The sequence below is a fragment of the Vagococcus elongatus genome, assembly GCF_003987645.1.
GTDB lineage: Bacteria > Bacillota > Bacilli > Lactobacillales > Vagococcaceae > Vagococcus_A > Vagococcus_A elongatus.
Genome location: NZ_NGKA01000005.1, coordinates 18,978 through 41,349 on the forward strand (window position 1 = coordinate 18,978; position 22,372 = coordinate 41,349).

The 22,372-nt window shown below is 37.4% G+C and carries 22 protein-coding genes and 1 pseudogene; all 23 read left to right on the forward strand.

Annotated features, from left to right (window positions below; translation table 11 throughout):
- Positions 1–40: 40 nt before the first annotated feature.
- The 23 genes and pseudogenes from pstC (at position 41) to CBF29_RS04425 (ending at position 22,355) form a co-directional block, all read left to right on the forward strand.
- On the forward strand, positions 41–964 hold the full coding sequence (gene pstC, locus CBF29_RS04315) for a phosphate ABC transporter permease subunit PstC (RefSeq protein ID WP_126807732.1): 924 nt from the start codon (positions 41–43) through the stop codon (positions 962–964).
- Complete coding sequence (gene pstA / locus CBF29_RS04320; RefSeq protein WP_126807734.1) at positions 961–1,845, forward strand: phosphate ABC transporter permease PstA; 885 nt, start codon at positions 961–963, stop codon at positions 1,843–1,845. The genes pstC and pstA overlap by 4 nt, the downstream gene beginning before the upstream one ends.
- Positions 1,846–1,860: 15 nt before the next feature.
- Entirely contained in the window at positions 1,861–2,664 is an 804-nt protein-coding gene (gene pstB / locus CBF29_RS04325; protein ID WP_126807737.1) for a phosphate ABC transporter ATP-binding protein PstB, read from the forward strand.
- Positions 2,665–2,670: 6 nt separating this feature from the next.
- Complete coding sequence (gene pstB / locus CBF29_RS04330) at positions 2,671–3,426, forward strand: phosphate ABC transporter ATP-binding protein PstB (protein WP_126807739.1); 756 nt, start codon at positions 2,671–2,673, stop codon at positions 3,424–3,426.
- Positions 3,427–3,537: 111 nt separating this feature from the next.
- Positions 3,538–4,209: a phosphate signaling complex protein PhoU gene (gene phoU / locus CBF29_RS04335; protein WP_126807741.1), complete on the forward strand. Its 672-nt coding sequence runs from the start codon at positions 3,538–3,540 to the stop codon at positions 4,207–4,209.
- A 154-nt stretch (positions 4,210–4,363) separates the two neighbouring features.
- Positions 4,364–5,602, forward strand: coding sequence for a murein hydrolase activator EnvC family protein (locus CBF29_RS04340; protein ID WP_126807744.1), 1,239 nt, complete (start codon positions 4,364–4,366; stop codon positions 5,600–5,602).
- 871 nt (positions 5,603–6,473) lie between these two features.
- A complete protein-coding gene (ftcD, locus tag CBF29_RS04345) occupies positions 6,474–7,373 on the forward strand; it encodes a glutamate formimidoyltransferase (protein WP_126807746.1) in 900 nt (299 codons plus the stop codon).
- 18 nt (positions 7,374–7,391) lie between these two features.
- Entirely contained in the window at positions 7,392–8,018 is a 627-nt protein-coding gene (locus tag CBF29_RS04350; RefSeq protein ID WP_126807749.1) for a cyclodeaminase/cyclohydrolase family protein, read from the forward strand.
- A gap of 24 nt (positions 8,019–8,042) precedes the next feature.
- Entirely contained in the window at positions 8,043–9,719 is a 1,677-nt protein-coding gene (locus CBF29_RS04355) for a formate--tetrahydrofolate ligase (RefSeq protein WP_126807751.1), read from the forward strand.
- 134 nt (positions 9,720–9,853) lie between these two features.
- Positions 9,854–10,390, forward strand: a pseudogene (locus tag CBF29_RS04360) (aromatic amino acid lyase); the annotation flags it as partial.
- Positions 10,391–10,832: 442 nt separating this feature from the next.
- On the forward strand, positions 10,833–11,714 hold the full coding sequence (locus CBF29_RS04365; protein WP_126807756.1) for a YitT family protein: 882 nt from the start codon (positions 10,833–10,835) through the stop codon (positions 11,712–11,714).
- A gap of 275 nt (positions 11,715–11,989) precedes the next feature.
- Positions 11,990–13,147 carry an efflux RND transporter periplasmic adaptor subunit gene (locus tag CBF29_RS04370; RefSeq protein ID WP_126807758.1) on the forward strand — a complete coding sequence of 386 codons (1,158 nt, stop codon included), beginning with the start codon at positions 11,990–11,992 and terminating at the stop codon, positions 13,145–13,147.
- Between the two features lie 21 nt (positions 13,148–13,168).
- Positions 13,169–13,867 carry an ABC transporter ATP-binding protein gene (locus CBF29_RS04375; protein WP_126807954.1) on the forward strand — a complete coding sequence of 233 codons (699 nt, stop codon included), beginning with the start codon at positions 13,169–13,171 and terminating at the stop codon, positions 13,865–13,867.
- Positions 13,864–15,102 carry an ABC transporter permease gene (locus tag CBF29_RS04380; RefSeq protein WP_126807760.1) on the forward strand — a complete coding sequence of 413 codons (1,239 nt, stop codon included), beginning with the start codon at positions 13,864–13,866 and terminating at the stop codon, positions 15,100–15,102. Before CBF29_RS04375 ends, CBF29_RS04380 begins: the two co-directional genes overlap by 4 nt.
- A 163-nt stretch (positions 15,103–15,265) precedes the next feature.
- Positions 15,266–16,843, forward strand: a complete 1,578-nt coding sequence (liaX, locus tag CBF29_RS04385; protein WP_126807762.1) for a daptomycin-sensing surface protein LiaX — start codon at positions 15,266–15,268, stop codon at positions 16,841–16,843.
- Between the two features lie 52 nt (positions 16,844–16,895).
- Positions 16,896–17,213: a PspC domain-containing protein gene (locus tag CBF29_RS04390; RefSeq protein ID WP_126807764.1), complete on the forward strand. Its 318-nt coding sequence runs from the start codon at positions 16,896–16,898 to the stop codon at positions 17,211–17,213.
- Complete coding sequence (locus CBF29_RS04395) at positions 17,214–17,570, forward strand: phage holin family protein (RefSeq protein ID WP_126807767.1); 357 nt, start codon at positions 17,214–17,216, stop codon at positions 17,568–17,570.
- A 202-nt stretch (positions 17,571–17,772) separates the two neighbouring features.
- On the forward strand, positions 17,773–18,576 hold the full coding sequence (locus tag CBF29_RS04400) for a MurR/RpiR family transcriptional regulator (protein ID WP_126807770.1): 804 nt from the start codon (positions 17,773–17,775) through the stop codon (positions 18,574–18,576).
- A gap of 224 nt (positions 18,577–18,800) precedes the next feature.
- A complete protein-coding gene (locus CBF29_RS04405) occupies positions 18,801–19,874 on the forward strand; it encodes a tyrosine-protein phosphatase (protein WP_126807773.1) in 1,074 nt (357 codons plus the stop codon).
- A gap of 3 nt (positions 19,875–19,877) precedes the next feature.
- On the forward strand, positions 19,878–20,315 hold the full coding sequence (locus CBF29_RS04410) for a PTS sugar transporter subunit IIA (protein ID WP_126807775.1): 438 nt from the start codon (positions 19,878–19,880) through the stop codon (positions 20,313–20,315).
- On the forward strand, positions 20,290–20,766 hold the full coding sequence (locus tag CBF29_RS04415) for a PTS sugar transporter subunit IIB (protein ID WP_245987267.1): 477 nt from the start codon (positions 20,290–20,292) through the stop codon (positions 20,764–20,766). The genes CBF29_RS04410 and CBF29_RS04415 overlap by 26 nt, the downstream gene beginning before the upstream one ends.
- Complete coding sequence (locus tag CBF29_RS04420; protein WP_126807777.1) at positions 20,767–21,552, forward strand: PTS mannose/fructose/sorbose/N-acetylgalactosamine transporter subunit IIC; 786 nt, start codon at positions 20,767–20,769, stop codon at positions 21,550–21,552. It abuts the gene before it with no gap.
- Positions 21,552–22,355 carry a PTS system mannose/fructose/sorbose family transporter subunit IID gene (locus CBF29_RS04425; RefSeq protein WP_126807779.1) on the forward strand — a complete coding sequence of 268 codons (804 nt, stop codon included), beginning with the start codon at positions 21,552–21,554 and terminating at the stop codon, positions 22,353–22,355. The genes CBF29_RS04420 and CBF29_RS04425 overlap by 1 nt, the downstream gene beginning before the upstream one ends.
- Positions 22,356–22,372 lie beyond the last annotated feature (17 nt).

A 22,372-nucleotide genomic window follows, 5' to 3' on the forward strand; every position in this document is an offset into this window, starting at 1 on the left:
TTATTATATAAAAACGCGAAAAACTAGGAGGGTAACATCTTTGGAAGATATTCAAAGGAGATTGCTTCAAAAGTCTAAGAAAGCCAGATTGGAGCAGATCGGTAAAACCGTCAGTTTTATATGTATTTTATTTATAGTAGTGGTTGTGGCGGCGATTTTTTACTTTGTCATGAGTAAAGGACTGGCAACATTTGTTAAAGATGGTGTGAATTTTTTTGATTTTCTTTTTGGAACGGAATGGAGTCCCGGAACAGTTGGAGCTGATGGGAAACCTCTAACAGGAGCCCTGCCGATGATTGTAGGTTCTTTTCTGGTGACATTGCTTTCTGCGATTGTGGCTACTCCTTTTGCTATAGGTGCCGCAGTGTTTATGACTGAAATTTCACCGAAAATCGGTAAAAAAATATTACAGCCAGTGATTGAATTGCTTGTGGGAATACCATCAGTAGTTTATGGATTTGTTGGTTTGACGGTCGTAGTCCCAGTGGTGCGCCGAACATTTGGAGGCAGCGGTTTTGGTATTTTAGCCGGAACCTTTGTGCTATTTGTCATGATTTTACCAACTGTTACCTCGATGACAGTGGATGCTTTGACTGCCGTTCCACGTCATTACCGGGAAGCTTCATTGGCCCTTGGTGCCACAAGATGGCAGACCACATACAAGGTGGTGCTGCGTGCCGCTATTCCAGGTATTTTAACCGCTGTGGTGTTCGGTATGGCCCGTGCTTTTGGTGAGGCTTTGGCAATTCAAATGGTAATAGGTAATGCAGCCATTATGCCTGCCAGTCTGATAACCCCAGCTTCTACCTTAACCAGTATTCTGACTATGGGAATCGGAAATACAATCATGGGAACTTTGGAAAACAATGTGTTATGGTCCTTGGCAATGCTGCTATTGTTGATGTCCTTATTCTTTAATATTCTGATTCGAATCATCGGAAAGAAAGGAGAATTTAAATCATGACATCGAAAAAAGCTGATAAGATTTCAACAGTCATTTTATATATTATTTCCAGCATGATTGTTCTCATCTTAGCCGGATTGATTACTTATATTTTAGCACGGGGATTACCTCATATCTCTTGGGAATTTTTAACGCAACCAGCGAAAACATTTCAAGCTGGCGGCGGTATCGGCATTCAATTGTTCAATTCATTTTATTTATTGCTGATTACGATGATTATAAGTGTCCCTATTTCATTAGGGGCAGGAATTTATCTTTCTGAATATGCTAAGAAGAATTGGCTGACAGATTTTATTAGGACCGCGATTGAAATTCTTAGTTCTTTGCCTTCTGTGGTCGTCGGTTTATTTGGCTTTTTGGTTTTTGTTGTACAAGCAGGACTAGGGTTTTCAATTATTTCCGGCGCCTTGGCTTTAACTTTCTTTAACTTGCCCTTGTTGACTAGAAATGTTGAGGAATCTTTAAAAGCTGTTCATTTTACACAAAGAGAAGCCGGATTGGCACTAGGTTTATCACGCTGGGAGACAGTCACGCGAGTAGTCGTGCCGGAAGCTCTGCCTGGGATTTTAACGGGTGTGATTTTAGGTGCGGGTCGTATTTTTGGGGAGGCAGCGGCTTTGATTTACACTGCAGGACAAAGTGCCCCAGCCCTTGATTTCACTAACTGGAATCCATTGAATATCTCAAGTCCTCTAAATCTTTTCAGACAAGCTGAGACATTGGCTGTGCATATCTGGAAAGTAAATAGTGAAGGAACAATGCCTGATGGACCACAAGTATCTGCTGGCGCTTCTGCAGTTTTGATTATTGCTGTCTTGATGTTTAATCTTTTTGCTCGCTTTCTTGGGAAGAAAATCCATAAAAAAATTACCTCAGCTTAGTGAAGGAGTCAGTGAATGAAAGAATATAATTTGTCAGACCGTCACATAATCAGTCTTAAAGAAGAAAAATTAGCACTATCGACGGATGACTTACATGTTTGGTATGGAACAAATGAAGCTATAAAAGGAGTCTCTTTAGACTTTGAACAAAATAAAATCACCTCCCTTATCGGTCCGTCCGGCTGTGGTAAATCAACGTATTTACGTTCGCTGAACCGGATGAATGATGAGATTGCCGGAACAAAAATCACAGGAGAAGTGTTGTACGAAGGTGTTGACATAAATTCTCCTCAAGTAGATGTTTATGAGATGCGTAAACACATCGGAATGGTTTTTCAGAAGCCTAATCCTTTCAGCAAGTCAATTTATGAAAATGTCACCTTTGCTTTGAAACAACATGGGGAAAAAAATAAAAGAGTTCTGGATGATATTGTAGAGAGCAGTTTAAAACAAGCAGCTTTGTGGGATGAAGTGAAAGATTCTCTTGATAAAAGTGCCTTGGCGTTGTCAGGTGGGCAGCAGCAGCGCTTGTGTATTGCAAGAGCTATTGCAATGAAACCGGACATTTTGCTTTTAGATGAACCGGCAAGTGCTTTGGATCCAATTTCTACAGGAAAGGTCGAAGAAACTCTCTTGAATTTGAAGGAACATTATACGATTATCATTGTTACCCACAATATGCAGCAGGCTGCCAGAATTAGTGATTATACAGCCTTCTTTTATGTTGGACATGTGATTGAATATGACCAGACGAGTAAAATATTTACACGTCCGAAAATTAAAGCAACGGAAGATTATGTTTCTGGACATTTTGGCTAAGGAGGGATTAGAGTCGTGATAGAATCAAGAGATTTACATCTGTTCTATGGAAAAAAAGAAGCGTTAAAAGGTATCAATCTAACGATTAATAAAGGTGAAATTACAGCTTTGATCGGTCCTTCTGGGTGTGGAAAGTCAACATTTTTAAGAACATTGAATCGAATGAACGATTTGATTCCTAATGTGACTATTACCGGTAACGTTCTTTACAACAATGAAAATATTTACAATCCTCAAACAGATATTGTAGAATTGAGAAAGAAGATAGGAATGGTGTTTCAACAACCGAATCCTTTTCCATTCTCCGTTTACGAAAATGTTGTGTATGGTTTAAAATTAGAAGGAAAAAGACCAAAAGAAGAGCTTGATGAAATCGTTGAGACTAGTTTGAAAGATGCAGCTGTTTGGGATGACGTTAAGGATAAATTAGACAAAAGTGCGTTAGCATTGTCTGGCGGTCAACAGCAGCGTGTGTGTATCGCGCGGGTTCTTGCGGTCAAACCAGAAGTTATTTTGCTGGATGAACCTACAAGTGCGTTGGATCCGGTTTCCAGCGGTAAAATAGAAAATATGTTATTTGAATTGAAGCATCAGTACACAATGATCATTGTTACTCACAACATGCAACAAGCGTCAAGAATTTCTGATAGAACAGCGTTCTTTTTGGATGGCAAGCTGATAGAGTTTGACAAAACCAAAAAAATATTTTTAAATCCTTCAGAAAAGAAAACGGAAGAATACATCTCAGGGAAGTTCGGTTAATAGGATTATTTGCTTTCAAAGTGAGAGAAATCTATCAAAACCATGTGGGGTAATCACTGCACATTAAAAAAACTAGTGAAATATCATTAAATTTAAGGAGAGGATGTCACGATGCTAAGAACACAATTTGAAGAAGATTTAGCGAATCTCCATCGCCAATTTTATGAAATGGGGAGAATGGTAAGTTCAGCAGTTGATAAATCAGTCAAATCTTTTATTAGACACGATAAAGAGATTGCTCAAGGAGTCATTGATGACGATGTGGAAATTAACGAAGCAGAGCTGCAGCTAGAGAAAAAAAGTTTGGAAATGATAGCTTTACAACAACCGGTAACGAAAGACTTACGCATCATCATAACAGTAATGAAAGCTGTGTCTGATTTGGAAAGAATCGGTGACCATGCAGTTGCAATTGCAAAGTCAACGATTCGTGTCAAAGGCGAAACGAGAATACTGGAAGTAGAAGAAAAAATTTCTGAAATGTCAGATGCAGTAAAAGAACTCCTAGATGAAGTGATGGCAGCCTACATTGAAAATGACGAAGGCAAAGCACGGGAAATCGCTAAAAAAGATAGTGCAGTGAATCAGCATTTTTCAGAAATATATAAAATGAGTATCGAGGAAATGAAAAGAAATCCTGATACCATTGTTGGGGGCACCGATTATCTTCAAGTGGCAGGGTTTCTTGAAAGAATCGGGGACTATGTTACAAATATCTGTGAGTGGATTGTCTATCTGCAAACAGGGAAAATATTGGAGCTAAATACGAACAGGACTGAATAACATTGTTTGGAAAACACTTAGAGAGCGATTTAATGCGACTCTAGGTGTTTTTTTGTTTTCATCTGAATGTAATAAAAATGTAAAATACCTAATACATAAAGTGTGGTATAGTTGAGTAAGTTAAATGAAAAGTAAAAAAAGAGGGATTTAATTCATGAAAAAATATATTGCTTTATTGTCAGTTATTTCTATAACTGCTGTGGCGCCTTTGACGGTCCAAGCAGATTCAATTGACTCAAAAATTAATGAAGTAGATACAACAATTAATGATTTAAAGCAACAAAAACAATCTGCTGAAAATAAGTTAGCTGCCTTAGATGGCCAGATTGCAACTTTGGAAGTTGAAGTAGAAAAAACTTTACAAGAAAAAGTAGCTTTGGAACAAGAAGTAACTGAACTATTGAACGATATAGACAATTTGACAAAAGCTATCGAAATGAGAACTGATAAACTTTCGGAACAGGCTCGTGTGACGCAAGTAAATCAAGCGTCAAATTCTTTGCTTCAGGTTGTACTTGATTCAGAAAATATTTCTGATGCGGTGACTAAATCATTTGCTTACGGAAAGATAATGAAAGCCAATGATGAAATTGCTACATCTCAAAAAGAAGATAAAGAAGAATTGAGTCAGAAAAAAGCTGCTTTAGAGGAAAAGCTAGTTTTAGTAGAGGAAAAAACCGCTAGTTTAAAAGTCCAGCAAGATGATTTGAATGCCAAGAGATATGATCAGGCAATTCTTAAAAAAGAAGTAGAAGCGAACTTGACTAAAGAAACCTCGAAAAAGGATTCTTTATTAAAAGAAAAAGCTGAAATAGAAGAAAGACAACGTAAAGCAGAAGAAGCAGCGAAAGAAAAAGCTCGGATTGAAGCAGAATACGCTAAAAACATAGCAAATGAACAAGAACAGCTTGTAGCCCAAGCACAAACGCCTATTTCAAATGGCGGTTCAACTGTAATTGATGCAGGCAATACAACACCGCAAGCAACATCAGGTGCATTTTGTTCACCTTTGAGCAGCTTGCAAGTGACTAGTCCTTATGGCTATCGTCAAGACCCAACTGGTTTTTCTGGAAATCGTCATGACGGAATAGACTTTGCTGGTGTTACCGGCCAAAGTGTTTTCGCAAGCTTAGAAGGTACAGTGGTTGCCAGCGGATTTGACGGCAGTGCAGGAAATTATATCATCATTCAACATGGGAATGGCAAATACACATATTATTTACATTTAAGCAGAATTGGTGTAAGCGTAGGTTCCGGTGTCTCAACTGGGCAAGTAATCGGCGCAGTTGGTAATACAGGAAATTCTACCGGCTCCCACCTCCACTTTGGTATCGCGACTACTCCAAACTGGTCCGGGTTTATGAACCCTGCTCCTTTCCTAGGAATAGGTTAATTTAAACGATAATTAAACACACTTGAATCAACTTTTTGTGATTCAAGTGTGTTTTTGTTATAGAAAAAAATCAAAACTAAAAAAAGATATACAGTGTCACTATTAGTTTTCAAAAATTTAATCTAGCGTTAGAAATGTTTTGTCAATGTCTTTCCCTTATCTTAATTTGAAATAATTAATTAAAGAAATCATCAACAGCAGTAGTGATTTGATTCTCATTGGCAAGATATGATGTATAGGCTGAACATTTTGAATGAATCTATGGCACAGCATACTTATTGGCTCTTGTTTAAATTTACTATAAGTTGTCATTAATGCTCTTACAAAAGCATAATACAGTTTAACTCAATCAAAACTGCTTTGGTTGATGTATTAGCAAAGTCTACTCATAAAACATTTTTGTAAAAAAATCCTCCTAAAAGTAATAACTAAAAAAATTCTAATTTAAGAAGAAACGATCATCTTAAGGATTGTCCAAAAGAAGCATAAAACTTTGAAGAAAAAAGTTCTGCATACAATCTTTCGTGTTAAAATAAAAATAAAGATTTATTCACATTTTCGGGAAATATGATATCCTAATATTATCAATGGAATTTCTGATAATGTTCGCTTTATTTTCAAAAACATTAAAAAAATAATTTTGACAATCTATCGTGTTCTGTGATAGGAAAACAAGGAAAAACGTTCGCAAACACTATATATTAGTGGTTTTGATTGATTTGACTTTGGGAATCTAGGGTGTTAACTTTGACATAGGTAAAAAATAATAGGAGTTTTAAAAGGCTAGTCAAAAGGGTTAAATCGAAACTTTCGGGTATAAAATGTTGTTAAAAACAATGGGTTTTTATATAAATTGAAAGGGAGTTTTGAGATGGCAAAATTAGTTGAATGTATTCCGAATTTTAGTGAAGGAAGAGATGAGAGTGTCATCAACGGGTTAGTAGAGACAGCTAAGAGTGTTAGTGGAGTTACACTTTTAGATTATTCTTCCGATGCAAGTCATAACAGAAGTGTGTTTACACTGGTGGGAGATGTTGAGGGAATTCAAGAAGCAGCATTTAATTTAGTGAAATTTGCCAGTGAACATATTGATATGACAAAACATAAAGGTGAACATCCTCGGATGGGGGCAACAGATGTGGTGCCTTTTGTTCCGATAAAAGATATGACCATAGAAGAATGTGTGGAGATTTCAAAAAAAGTGGCAAAGCGTATCAACGATGAACTCCACATTCCGATATTTTTATATGAAGCATCTGCCGTTTCATCAGATCGTGTCAATTTAGCACGGGTCAGGAAGGGTCAGTTCGAAGGAATGCCAGAAAAATTGCTGCAGGAAGAATGGGCACCAGATTTTGGTGAAAGAAAAATACATCCCACCGCTGGTATCACAGCCGTAGGTGCCAGAATGCCTCTTGTCGCATTTAACGTTAATCTTGACACCTCTGATATCACGATTGCCAACAAAATTGCTAAAATTGTTCGTGCTTCCGGCGGCGGTTTTAAGTATTGTAAGGGAATCGGTGTGATGCTTGAAGACCGAAATATCGCTCAGGTTTCTATGAACATGGTCAACTTTGAAGGGACACCATTGTACCGTGTATTTGAAACCATTCGTTTCGAAGCTCAAAGGTATGGTGTCAATATTATCGGCAGTGAAGTGATAGGTTTGACACCAGCTAAGGCGCTGATTGATACAGCAGAGTACTATTTGAAAATCGAAGAGTTTGATTATGCTAAACAAGTGTTGGAAAATCATTTATTAAATTAAATTTGAGGTGATAAATTAATGAAATTAGTTGATTTACAAGTAAAGGAATTTATGTCAGTTTTGGGTTCCAACGAACCGGCACCAGGGGGCGGGTCAGCGTCTGCATTGGCAGCCGCCATGGGTGTGTCCTTGGTCAAAATGGTCGGCGAGTTGACTATAGGGAAAAAAAGATATGTAGAAAATGAAGCGCTGATTCAAAAAATATTAGAAGAATCCGCCCGGCTCCAAGAAGAATTGCTCGCAGCGATTGACAAGGACACAGAAGCATTTAATGAAGTCTCTGCCGTATTTTCAATGCCTAAGGAAACTGAAGAGGACAAAACGGTGAGACGTGAAGCAATGCAAAAAGCCTTGCAAGGGGCAGCAATATCCCCCTATGAAATGATGGTGATAAGTGTTGCTGCTCTGAGAGTGACCAAACAGGCAGTTGGGAAATCCAATGTGAATGCAGCCAGTGATTTAGGTGTAGCTGCTTTGAATTTGAAATCAGGTTTGCAGGGTGCGTGGCTGAATGTTTTGATTAATCTATCAAGTATCCAAGATCAGTCATTTGTTGAAAAATATCGAGGGGCAGGGGAAGCACTGCTTGTAGAAAGTACAGCATTAGCAGACAGTATTTATGATGAAGTGTTAACACTTATATAAAAGGAAAGGGAGTTATTGGTTAATATGGCATACTTATCAGATATCGAAATTGCAAGTAAGGTTGAGATGAAACCAATCAAAGACATAGCTGTTTCTTTGGGATTAAGTGAGGAAGACTATAGTTTATACGGCAAGTACAAAGCAAAATTGGATTCGCGAGAATTAGACAAAATGAAAGACCAAGAAAACGGCAAGTTGATTTTGGTGACCGCAATCACCCCGACCCCGGCAGGAGAAGGAAAGACAACAACGTCTGTTGGTCTAGCTGATGGCTTGTCAAAAATAGGCAAAAAAGCGATGCTTGCTTTGCGGGAGCCCTCTCTTGGACCGGTTTTTGGTGTAAAGGGCGGTGCGGCCGGCGGAGGATATGCCCAAGTGGTACCAATGGAAGATATCAACCTTCACTTTACAGGAGATTTTCATGCGATTGGGGCAGCCAATAACTTACTTGCTGCCATGCTCGACAATCATATTCATCACGGAAATACTTTGCAAATCGATAGTCGCCGAATCACATGGAAACGTGTGGTTGATATGAATGACCGTCAGTTGCGTCATATTGTTGATGGACTGCAAGGCAGAATAAATGGTGTGCCCCGGGAAGACGGTTATGATATTACAGTAGCCTCTGAAATCATGGCGGTCCTTTGCCTTGCCGACAGCATCGTTGATTTAAAAAACAAGTTGAAAAGAATTATCGTCGGGTATAATTTTTCGGGAGACCCTGTGACCGCAGGGGATTTAAAAGCTGAAGGAGCGATGACTGCGTTACTCAAAGATGCCATTCATCCTAATCTGGTTCAGACTCTCGAGCACACACCAGCTTTGATTCACGGTGGGCCTTTTGCTAATATTGCTCACGGCTGTAACAGTGTTTTAGCCACAAAAATGGCAATGAAGTATGCTGATTATACTATTACAGAAGCAGGGTTCGGAGCTGATTTGGGCGCTGAAAAGTTTTTTGATATTAAGTGTCGTCTAGCTGATATCCAACCGGATGCGGTGGTTTTAGTCGCTACGATCAGAGCATTGAAAATGCACGGCGGTGTTTCTAAAAAAGAATTAGGGCCGGAAAATGTCTCAGCAGTTCTTGCCGGCTTGCCTAACTTGGAAAAACATTTGTCTAACATTAAAGAAGTTTACGGCATGCCAGTGGTGGTAGCCATCAATAAATTCCCTACAGACACAGAAGCGGAGTTAGATGCGGTGAAAAAAGCATGTGAGGAAAAAGGGGTAGAGGTTGTCCTCTCAGATGTTTGGGGCAGCGGCGGCGAAGGGGGAATCGATCTTGCACATAAAGTCGTTGAATTAGCTGAAAGAGACAATAAGTTTAATTTTGTTTATGACTTAGAGGACAGTATTGAAGAAAAATTAATTAAAATCGTTCAAAAAATTTATGGCGGTAAAGGTATTGAATTAACACCGGCAGCCCGTCGTGAAATGAATGATTTAGAGAGACTTGGTTTTGGAGAATATCCGATTTGTATGGCAAAAACCCAGTATTCTTTTTCTGATGATGCCACACTGATTGGGGCACCTAAGGACTTTACAGTTACAATCAGAAACTTAAAAGTATCTGCCGGAGCAGGCTTTATTGTTGCTTTGACAGGTGCAGTGATGACAATGCCGGGCTTGCCAAAGGTACCAGCTGCTGAAAAAATCGATGTCAATGAAGATGGAATTATCTCAGGATTGTTCTAAAAAGTCATGGGATGCTGACAAAGTTTTAGCTGCACTAGATGATTGTTGATGTAGATAGGGAAGAAACGACAGAAATGTTGCTCTTCCCTTATTTTAATTTAAAAGCTCTCATTAAAGTATCAGAGGACTAATATTTTGATTTTTTAGGCATCGGTGCTTCTGAAATCGGCAATGTCTCGGAACGTCGAATAGAAAGACTGGTCAATACTAATTTGAGCGGTCTGCCATCTTTTTTGGTCAAATATCTGGAAGTCAACTCTGGACTGATGGTTATTCAATACGCAGCAGTAGCTTTAGCATCTGAAAATAAAATATTGTCCCATCCGGCGAGTGTGGATTCTATCACTTCGTGTGAAAATCAAGAGGATTTTGTCAGTATGGGAACTACCGCAGCTCGAACTGCCAGAGACATCGTCAGCAATTCACGCAGAATCATTGCAACGGAACTCTTGGCTGCCTGTCAAGCACTGGATTTTGTCCTTGATAAAGGGTCTTTAGGGGAAGGGACAAAGACTGCTCACGAAGAATTTCGTAAAAGTGTGAAGTTTATTGAAAATGATAAAGATATAGAAATGTATGACGAATTAGAAAAAGCAACAGACCTATTAGTTAAAGGAGACTTTTTAAAAGCTGTTGAGAAAAAAGTACGTTTAGATATTCAATTTAACTAACTTCTCAAAAATTCCTGAAGATGTTTTAGGGATTTTTTGTGTTTTTATAAACTGAGTCAAAAAGATAGGAGCCTTGATTAGGGATGATGATAAGCAGTAAAAAAACTTTTCAAAATCTTATCAGGTTTATAAGGTGATTTGACTAATGGGCTTGGGAGTGATAGTTTAGGAATAGTTCATCTTGTGAAATTTTACACTTTTTATGAAAGCTTGATTTGTAGAAGAGACTGGTCTCAATGGGTTTTGACGATGACAGTCGATATTTTTTTATAATTATCTAAAAAAGCAGCTGAATTGCAGATCATCAAGATAAAAATCTGACCGTCGTTAAAAATATAGTCTATTGGAATATTCTGCTGGAAGAAATTGAAAAGTGATTGAAACGGCATTTTTGAGAGTGTATGATAAGAAGTGGAACTAATAAATTGAGAGAGAGACGATCATGGGACTATTATTAAAATATAGAAATCAATTACAGGATTATGCAACAAAATTGTTTGTTTTAGTTATTTACGCTTTTTTATATTCTTTGGCTTTAAATGTCTTTTGGCGGAATGGGAATATTTATGCAGGGGGAATAACGGGAGCTTCACAAATCATCACGACGATTTTAGAAAGAATCACCTCCTCCCCAGTTCCAATTTCGCTCGTCTATTATGCCCTCAATGTGCCTTTGTTTATTCTGGGATGGTTTTTAGTTGATCGGAAATTTGTTTTGTTTACAGTGATAGGTGTCACCTTTGCTTCTTTTGCGATTCAAATCACGCCAAGTCTTGAACTAACGAAGGACCCGATCATCTGTGCGATTTTCGGAGGGGCTCTCAGCGGGTATTCCTTAGGGTTTGCTTTGAAACATGGCCTGTCTACGGGCGGGATGGATATCATTCTTCTGAGCCTTAGAAAAGTGACCGGCAAGAGCATCGGAAATATTTCTATGATTATCAATGGGATCATTGTGCTGACGGCAGGTTTTATTTTCGGCTGGCCCCACGCTTTTTACAGTGTCCTATCAATTTTTGTCGCCGCTAAAGCAACAGATTTAGTTTATGTTAAACATAAAAAAGTACAAGTAATGATTATTACCCAGCATCCGATGGAAGTCTCCACCCAACTTCAAGAACAATTGATACGGGGGATCACGGTCATCAGCTACGCCATCGGTGCTTATACTAAACAAGAACGAGCAGTATTGATTACGGTCATCACAAACTATGAGATGGAAATCCTTAAAGAAATTATGAAAGAAGCGGACCCTAATGCTTTTGTGAGTGTGTCTCGCGATGTGGAGATTTTAAGTGAATTTAAAGAGTTGGATATTATTTAGATGATATAAGTAGTCTTTCCTAAAAAGGTGGTTCTTTTTAGGATTTTTTTATGGATTTTTCCAGATATATGTTGATTATTTGCCAATGACAGTTTAATTGAGACTAAGGTCTGATTATTTAACGTTATTACCTGTGATAAAATAAGATTCTGAAAGGCTCTTTTTTTAAAAGGGTGTCTCGAACAAAAAGACTTTAAAAATATTCTTCAAATGGCTGCTTGCTCGAGGATAAATTTTAAAATATTGGATGAGTTGTTTAAAAAGGAGAGGGAAAAATGACGAAAAAGAAATGGTTGATTGGTATAGGAGGTTTAATCGCAGTAATAGTAGTGATTTTTGGGGTGCTAAAGGTTGTCAATGGGAATGCCCCTAAAGCAGAGACTTCGAAATCCTTGGAAGACGAGTACGGGATTGAATATTTTGAGGTTCCTGATGTGGAGCAAGTCTACATCAATGGTATTGTGCAACCTAATCAGATGGAGGCTTTCTCAAAAGATACCAGGATAAGCGGCGAACCGACTATCAAAGTAAACCATGGAGATGTGGTCGAAGAAGGAACGGTCTTATACGTCTATGAAGATAAAGAAGTTACAAAAGAACTAGAGGAATTGAACAATCAGTTATCACGGAATTATACTAAACGGGAAAATGTCTTAGTGAAATGGCAACGTGCCATCGATAATTATAATAATGCTTCCGCAGAAGAACAACAGGCGACAGGAGGCACGTTGGACGAACAATATCAATCAGAAATCGATTCAGTGGATGAAGAGATTTTCTTTATAAATAAACAGTTAAATGATCTTTCCACAAAGCAGCACCTCTCGACAACAGCAAAATTTAAAGGACGTGTGTCCATTCCAGAAGTCAAAGAAGAGAACACACCTATTTTGACCCTGACATCGGACGGGTTTTATGTTTCAGGAAAAGTAAATGAAAAAGACTTACCTAAAATTGCTGTTGATAAACCAGCTGAAATTACTGTTATTTCCAACAATATCGCAGTCAAAGGGAAAATTTCTTATATCGATGATAACCCGCTTGAAGGCGATGGTGAGATGCAGTCCCAAGAAGGCAGCGGCGGCTCAATGTCAAACTATGGGGTGAAACTGACTCTTGAATCAACTGAAGGAATTAAAAACGGCTATCACGTACAGGCAACGATTAATTTAGAAGATAAACAAGTCGAAATTCCTACTAAAGCAATCAAAGAAGACGGAGATAAAAAATATGTTTTGGTCAATGACTTTGGTTCTGTTATCCGTCGTGAACTTCAACTTGGTGAAGCTGTCGGAGAAAATACGATTGTGGTTTCAGGAATTGAATCAGCGGATCGTATTATTGTGACTTCGAAGAAAGCTGTCAAAGAAGGGGATATTTTGGATGAAAAAGCTTCAGAAGAAAAATCTTCTCCTTCTGGAAATGAGGAGTAAGGAGGAGAAGAAGTGGAAGAAATCGGTGAAAAAAAGGAACCTTTAGTTGTCTTGAAAAATATCAACAAATATTTTCCTGCCGGGAAAGAAAAGCTTCATGTGCTAAAGAACCTTAATCTAACGATTTATCAAGGAGAATTCATCATGGTTATGGGAAAATCTGGCAGCGGGAAAACTACGTTGATGAATATTATTGGTTTTTTAGATCGAATTTCAGAAGGCAGCTATTTTTTTAACCAACAAGATGTTTCTAAACTAACAGAAAATAAAAAATCAGAATTTCGCAACGAATATTTCGGTTTTATTTTTCAACAATTCTTTTTGATCAATTCACTAAATGTCATTCAAAATGTCAAACTGCCTTGTGTTTATGAAAAAAAGAAAAGCGGCCGGGAACAAAACGAATTGGGTAAAAAGTATTTGGCGGCTGTAGGCTTGGGAGATAAAGCGAAATCAAAGGTAACGGAGCTCTCGGGCGGACAGCAGCAGCGTGTAGCGATTGCCCGGTCCTTAATCAATGATCCATTGTTGATCATGGCCGATGAACCCACAGGAGCTTTGGATAGTGAAACGGGCACTGAAGTGATGGAAATGTTAAAGAAATTGAATCAACATGGAAAAACGATTGTCATGGTCACCCACGATAAAGACTTGACCCGTTATGCGACAAGAGTGGTTTACATGAAAGACGGCAGATTTCTTGAGGAGGCGATCCAATGATAGGGAATTTATTCATCAGCACTTTTTTAAGCCTGAAAGCCCATAAATTGAGAGTCTTCTTGACGATGGTTGGTATCATCATTGGGATTGCTTCAGTCGTCACGATTTCGACCCTAGGGGAAGGAATGAAAAAGCAAATTCTAAGTTCTACCAGTGCCATGAACACTGACGTAGTAAAATTGCATTACACGATGCAACAGGACAGCGAAGAAGGTGTTTATTATTATGAGGAACCGGATTTTTCTTTTTCAAGAATTGATATGAAAAAAGTTCAAGGGATTGACGGTGTCAAAGCCATCTACCCAGAATACGGGAATTTTTACGGCGGGGACAACTTGCAAGTTCAAATGAATTACTTCAATATTGTTTCCTATCTTCAAGTAGCACCCAATAATAATGCAGAAAAAACTTTTTTATGCGGCAGAGATTTCAATGAGAGTGATGTGGGGAAAAATGCGATCATCTTAAATCACAGTTTATTTGATTATGATAATCAATTTGAAAACCCTGAAGAATTGCTTGATAAAGCAGTGTCGATCAACGGTTACATGTATAAAGTTATCGGGATTTTGGAAAAATTCAGCTATGAAAGCTTGAGTCAGTCTGAAGCAATGGCCCTTGACTGGACTACTGTGGACAGCAGTTTGGTGTCTCGTGCGTCTTACAATGAATTGTCAAAAAGTCAGGCAATCAAAGGCATCAATTTCAAATTAGAAGAAGGTGTGGACAAACATGAAGTGTTAGCTGAGGCTATCGGAATCATGGAAGAAAGTCATCAAGATGTCAAAGGATTCTTTGCTGAAAATGACATGAATCAGAAAGAAATGAAACAAATGGAAGATGCTATCGGCAGCTTGACGATGTTTTTAATGGCAATTACAGCTATTTCACTTTTAGTGGGCGGTATCGGCGTCATGAACATCATGTATGTTTCAGTGACAGAGCGTAAAAGAGAAATCGGGATACGGCGGGCCATAGGTGCTAAACCAAGAGTGATTCTGTTTCAATTTCTGTCTGAGGCAGCCTTTATTACCCTTTTAGGCGGACTGATTGGTGTAGGTATTGGTTATAGCTTATCCATGTTGGCAGGTGGTTTTATAGAGATAATCCCTGTGATGACTCCCCAGATATTTTTGATTTCTTCTGGTGTGTCTGTGATGACAGGGGTGATATTCGGAATTATTCCAGCCTTTAGTGCTTCTCGGATGGATCCGATCAAGGCCATCTACAACTAAAGGCATCCTGCTGAGTATATCTGTATTAAATAACACGGGAAAAATATTTTATTTGTTAAAGGTCTTAAGAATAAATCCATCCTAGGACCTATGACATTTCGATGGAAACCATGCATAATAGGTAGTGTCAGATAGATATATTTAGCTAAGGAGGCTATCAACAATGAATGAACGCGAAAGAGTATTCGAATTAGTCAAAAAAGGGATTATTACTTCTGAGGAAGCTTTAGTATTGTTAGAAAATATGGCAACTGAAAAAGATGAAAAGTCGCTGGATCAAGAAGCCAGCAAAGTAAAGAAAAACGTGCACACGTTTGAATATGATCAGAAGGAAAAAACAGATCAAGAAAAAAGTGATGTAGAGTTTTTCGAAGATAGTGATAAAGTCGATCAGGAACGTTTAGAAAAGATTTTAGATGAATTAGCCACAGAAGCCAATAAGGCCTCTGCTGAATTGGATGCAGTGAATGTGGCATTGGAAGAGCTGGCTGATAAGCTCAAAGATAAAGAAGAGCAAATCATGGTGATTAACACCATTGAGGAGCTTGAAACACTGGAAGACGAAAAAATCAAAGAACGCGAAATTTTGGAAACAGAGTTGAACGAATTAAAACAGGAAGTCGTTGAACTGGAAGTGGACAAAGAAAGTTTAGAAGAAAAACTTAAAGCGATTCGTAAAGAGCAGTTTGAAGAATCAACAGAGCAGTGGGGTCAAAAATTTGATATCCCTGAAGATTGGGAGAAAAACTTTGATGAGTTCGGCAAAAAAATGGGTGAAGCTGGCGATAAATTTGGTAAAAAGATGAGTGAAGCCGGCTCACAATTAGGAAGATTCTTCCGAGATACGGTTAAAACAGTAAGTGAAACTGTCAATGACAACGTAGAATGGAAAGATATCAATATTAAAGTGCCGGGAATGACTTCCAGCAGCTTCCAGCACGAATTTTATTATCCAGAAACTACGGCATCCATTTTAGATGTTAAATTGGCAAATGGAAAAGTTGTATTTAAAACTTGGGAGTCTGAGGACTTGAAAGTTGAGTCGAATATCAAGCTTTACGGAAAGATGGATGCTGACACACCATTGGAAGCATTTTTGGAAAGAAGCCAAATTGATGTGACTGATGAAAAAATCTCCTTCCAAATTCCTAACAAACGTATCAAAGCAGATCTGGTTTTCTACTTGCCGCAACGGGATTATGACCATGTGTCTGTAAAGTTATTAAACGGAGATGTCTCCTTTACTGAGGTACAGGCAAATGATGCTTTTGTAAAAAGTACTAACGGAGACATGAATTTTAATAAATTCCGTGCTACAATGTTAGAGGTAAAAGGTGTCAACGGAAATGTCAAGGTGACTGAATCTGATATTTTAGATTTCATGGCTGATTCAGTGAATGGCGATTTCACATTGCTTTCCACTATCGAAAACATTGTCGTCTCAAATGTGAACGGAGATATCCGTATGACCGTCAAATCAGAAGAAACGAAAAAAATCGAAGTCAGTCTAGTTAATGGTGCCATCAAGCTTGCATTACCAACGACCATTGGTATTGAAGGCTTGGCAAAGACTAACACAGGCTCTATCAGAAATCGTTTGACTGATTTTGAAGTTGTCCGCGAGAGAAAAGAAAAAACCAATCAAATGCTTCAGTTCCGCCGACTTAATCCGGAAAAAACAACCCATGTCCGTTTAAGTACGACAACGGGAACTGTCTATATGAAGGATACAGATCAGTAGTTAAAGGAGGGGAGTTCCCCTTCTTTAGCTGATGCTAAAAGGAGGAAGTTTGATGAAGAAACGATTAACAAAATCAAGAGATAATATTGTCGTATCAGGTGTCTTGGGAGGCATCGGAGAGTATATCGGTATCGATCCAACAATCATCCGTGTCATTTACTTAGCCTTGTCATTTTTCACGGCAGGATTTCCGGGCTTTTTCTTATATATCATTTTGTCGATAGTCATTCCGTCAGCTGCAGGACCTTATCGTCCAAATAACCAGACGAGATTCTACGGCAATCAAGCCTACTATGGTGAACGTAAAGAAAAACGACCTAGAAAAGAAGCAGAAAAAGTTGACGAAGAAGATGAGTGGAGTGATTTTTAGATGGGATATTTTCAGCGCCTATTGATAAATACGATCACATTTATGGCTTTAGCTTACTTGTTTCCCAATATGCTTTATATCAGCGGTTTTTTGACTGCTTTTATAGCCAGTTTTGTCTTATCCTTTTTAAATGGATTTGTCAAACCGATATTACATATTCTAAGCTTGCCTATTACGATTTTGACTTTGGGACTGTTCAGTCTAGTGATTAATGGTTTAATGCTTCAGTTGACATCATTCATCATGGGACCGGGAAGATTTTATGTAGACGGCTTTTGGTCGGCGTTCATGATTGCCCTGATATTATCCCTCGTCAATGCGTTAGTCAGCAGCAGAGAAGCAAAAAGACATTATTGAGCCGTTTAAAGTGAGATAGTACAAATGTTAGCAAGGTGACAAGCCTCAACAGAAAATGTTGGGGCTTTTTTTGTATCTAATTAAATATATTTTAATCTTATTACTTAGAATAACGGAATATTCTTTTTAAATGCCTACTGTTTTTAGATTGTTTAGATTTTATAGTTAGAAAATGTTATTCTATCAATAGGAGGGGACTGTTATGGATATTTTAAAACGAATCCAAAATGACTATTTATTTTTATCACCACAAGAAAAAAAAGTTGCTGATTATATCATGAGATTCAGCTCGGAAATAAAAAATATGAATATTAAAGATTTTTCTTTAAAGACAGGTACATCAACAGCTACAGTCACAAGGTTTGCAAAAAAAATTGACTGTAAAAATTTTTCAGATATGAAGTTTCAAATTAATTCATTGTCAGTACCGAAAGTTCAATTTCAAACTAAGGGAATTTCAGAAGATGTTTTTAATTACTATCAAATGGTGATAAAAAACACTCAAAGTCTGATTGAAATGAATAAGTTGGAAACTTTTATTAGGTTTTTGCTTGAAGCCAATCAGATAATTATTATAGGATTAAATAGTTCAGGTACTACAGCATCAACATTTAGCAACAGGCTGATGAGAATGGGGTTGCCCGTTGTCAGTTATGTTGATTCTATTGATATGGTTATGAGGGGAAGCATTGCAAGTAAATCGGATTTATTTGTAGCTATTTCAAATTCAGGTACGACAGAATGCGTATTGGATTCTTTCAAACAAGCAAAAAAAAATGGATCCATACTGACCTCAATTACTAATTTTTCAGAAAATCCTTTGGCAGCATTAAGTAATTTAGATTTATATGTATATAGTACAAAATTTATTGACAATCAAAAATTTATTAACTCACAATTTTCGATGGTGTATTTGATTGATGTGATTACGACGCTTTTATTGGGAAATAAAGAACTCCATGAAAAATTCACTCAAACTAGAGAAACAATTTTGGATAATTATTAACGTAATAAAAAAAGATGTAAATAATTATCGATAGTTTTAGATTAAGTTTATTTATATCCCCTAAAGGATTGTTACAATTACTGTATAATTTATTGCTGTCTATTTCGTATTTTCATTTTTTTAAATGCTCTTTTATGGTAATTATTTTCACTTATTATCATTGCGTTAATTAATATCAAATGATAAACTGAAAGCAGTTACATAGTTGAAAGAGAGGGATTTGTATGAATTTGAAACAACCTTTTGTATTAGAAAATACAAGCATGATGAGAAATAATGATGAACTTGAAATAAAAATCATTAATGATCTAAAGCAAGATGTGGCGCTGTATGTTGGATTTTCTCCTAAGAAAGAAACAATTAATACTTTGGTGGGAAAAAACATAAAAGGAATTTTCCGCTTTTATTCGCCTATTGAGAAGGGACGCCCTTACTTTAAATATTTAAATGAATCTGACTCATCAATTTTATTTTCTGAACGTGTTCTTCCATTGGAAGGGGCAATCAATATAAGGGATATGGGAGGATATGAAACAAATGATAATCGTAGAACTAAATGGGGTGTGTTGTATAGAGGCGATCAATTATCTAAATTGACGGATAAAGATGTTGAACTATTAAAAAAAATAGGTTTAAAAACAATTATTGATTTCCGCTCTAGCCATGAAAGAGGATTAAATCCTAATCGAGAAATTTCTAGCGTGGAACAAACCATCCTCAGTGATCCTCATTCAAGTTTTTCTGAAGCAGCAGCTGAAGCGGTTGACCTTCATTCAGAAAATCAAAAATTAGTTAGGTCATTGGAGCAAGGATTAATTGAAGAGAGGTATCTTGAAAATCCTGACCTTAAAGTGATTGAAAGTTATCAGAATATGGTGAATAGTCCAGAGTCGATTCAGGCACTGAAAAAAATGATTCATGTTTACGTTTGTTCTGAAAACGCTCCAATTATACAGCATTGTCGAGGTGGAAAAGACAGAACTGGTTTTGGCTCCATGCTATTGTTGCTGTTGCTCGGTGTAAAGGAAGAATTAGTAGTAAAAGACTATATGTTGACTGGTGACATTAGAAAGCGAAGAAATGCACTGAAATTACAAATGTATCAAGAATTGACCGATAATCAGCGATATTTAGATTATTTAATGGCGGTTTTGGATACTAAAGAAGTGTTTATCACTTCTACGATAGATTATATAAAGGAACAATATGGATCGATAGAAAATTATTCAGTGAGCCAGTTGGGGTTATCGTTAAGTCAGATTGAAGAAATGAAGAATAATTATTTAGAGGAGATGTAGCAGATGAAAGAAGTTGCAGTTTTAGTCGCAAGCCATGGAAGATTTGCTGAGGCTGCATTAGAAAGTGCAGAAATGATCGTTGGAAAACAAGAAAACTGTGGATGTTTGTCTGTTGAAATGGATGTTAACTTGAAGGAAGCCATAGAGGAGATGCAATCTATTTTAGACGGCCTTGAAACTTCGGCAGGAACGGTAGTTCTTGTGGATTTGTTTGGAGGAACACCTTCAAACGTGAGTGGAAATATCGTACTAAAAAATGACAAGATATTAGCAATTAGCGGTTTAAACTTACCAATGTTAATTCAACTGTTGTTAAATCGTCATATGTCACTTGATGAACTTGCTGAAGATCTTGAGAAAACATATTTATCTGGTTTTACTAATATAACAGAAGTATTGAGCAAGGAGGATAACAATGAAGATGAATGTGAAGTTTTGTAGGATTGATGATCGTTTGATTCATGGACAAGTAGTAACAACATGGGTGAACGTACATGGGATTGAACAAATTATTATTTTGAATAAAGAAGTGGCTGAAGACCAAGTTCAGTCATCTGTCTTAAAAATGACGGCTCCTGCGAATGTAAAGCTAGCAATTTTTTCACCAGAGAAATTTTTGGAAATCATTCAGAAAAATCCGATAAATCGTGCAACAATGTTGTTGTTTTCTTCAGTTTATGATGTTGAGAAGATTGTCAACGGTGGTTTTAAAATGGAAAAACTTAATGTAGGTGGTATGCGATTAAATCCGGAAAGAGAGCAGCTAACAAAGGCTGTTTCCGTAACTGAAGATGAAAGAAAAGTGTTTAAAAAATTATTGGCGAACGGAATTGATATAAACATTCAAATGGTTCCCAATGATTCGCCAATAAAATTGAAGGAGTTGGTGTAGATGACTACTTTGTTACTAACATTATGGGCTTTTATTTGTGGAGTTGACGATGCGACAACACAAATGCTTCGTCGTCCGTTAATGATTTGTTTTGTTACTGGAATCATTATGGGAGACATCAAACAAGGTCTGCTGATTGGAGCAACTTTAGAAATAATGTGGATGGGTATTGGTAATGTAGGGGCTTATATGGCTCCAGATATTGTGAGTGGCTCAATTATTAGTTGTGCATTAGCTATTTCTAGTGGTGGGGGAATTGCGGTTGCGACTACTTTAGCTGTACCAACATCTATTTTAGCCCAACAATTATTAATTCTTTGGGAAACTATCAATGTTTCTTTGAATCCTTGGGCACAACGGTTGGCAGAGAATGCAGATGTAGAAGGAACTAACTGGCTGATCTATCCCCCAATGTTATTAATTGGTTTTATTAGAGCTGCACCAACATTTATTGCTATTAAATTTGGTAGCGGTGCCATACAGAACATTGTTGATTCATTACCAACCACTTTGCTAGACGGACTTTCTGCCTCTGGAAAAATTATTCCAGCAGTTGGTATGGCTCTATTGATGAGCGTGATGATTAAAGAAGGTAAAATGTGGATTTATTTGATTTTAGGCTTTGTCTTATCATCATACTTGAGTTTGGCAGTATTGCCAATAGCACTAATAGCACTGGCATTTGCTTTATTACATGATCAAAGCAATCATAATGGAGCGTTAAAGAAACAGGCCGCTCAAACAGTTGTTTCTGATTTTTCTAATGAAGAGGAGTATGATTTGTAATGGAAAAACAATTAACAAAAAAGGATTTGAACAAATTATTTTGGCGACTTCAAAGTGTTCGTGTAACATTAAACTATGAAACGATGCAAGCACCAGGTTTTATGAGAGCAATTGCACCGGTTCTACAAAAGTTTTATCCGGATAAAGAGGATTTAGCGGAGGCGATGAAACGTCACAATACCTTTTATAACTCTCACGTCGTAGGTAACGCAATAATTCTAGGAATCTCTGCAGCAATGGAAGAAATAACAACAACTCCAGAAGACAAAGAAGGGGTCATAGCTTTGAAAACTGGTTTGATGGGTCCGTTGGCTGGAATTGGTGACAGCTTATTAAAATTTACTTGGGTACCGATTATAGGAAGTATAGGTGCATCTTTGGCACTCAATGGCAGTATTTTGGGTCCAATTCTAATGTTTGTTTTGTTTAATATAGTTAACATGGGTGGTAAATATTTTGGTCTAGTCTATGGATATGAGAAAGGGATTGACTTCTTTACAAAAACAGAAGATAATACGATAATACAAAGAATTTCCAGCATGGCAAATGTTGTTGGATTGATGGTAGTGGGCTCAATGATTGCAAGCTCAGTAAAAATTAATACGATTCTTGAGATATCAGCAGGAGAAAATGTTATTCAACTTCAAGAAATGCTTGATACAATCATGCCTAATTTTTTGGGACTTCTGGTTACAATTATAGTGTATAATGTATTGAAAAAAACTAGTGGGAAACATTCTGCGTTGATTATTATTTCGATCATGGCTATCAGTGTTTTATTGAAATATTTAGGTGTCATTTAATCTTGTCTTATCTTGTG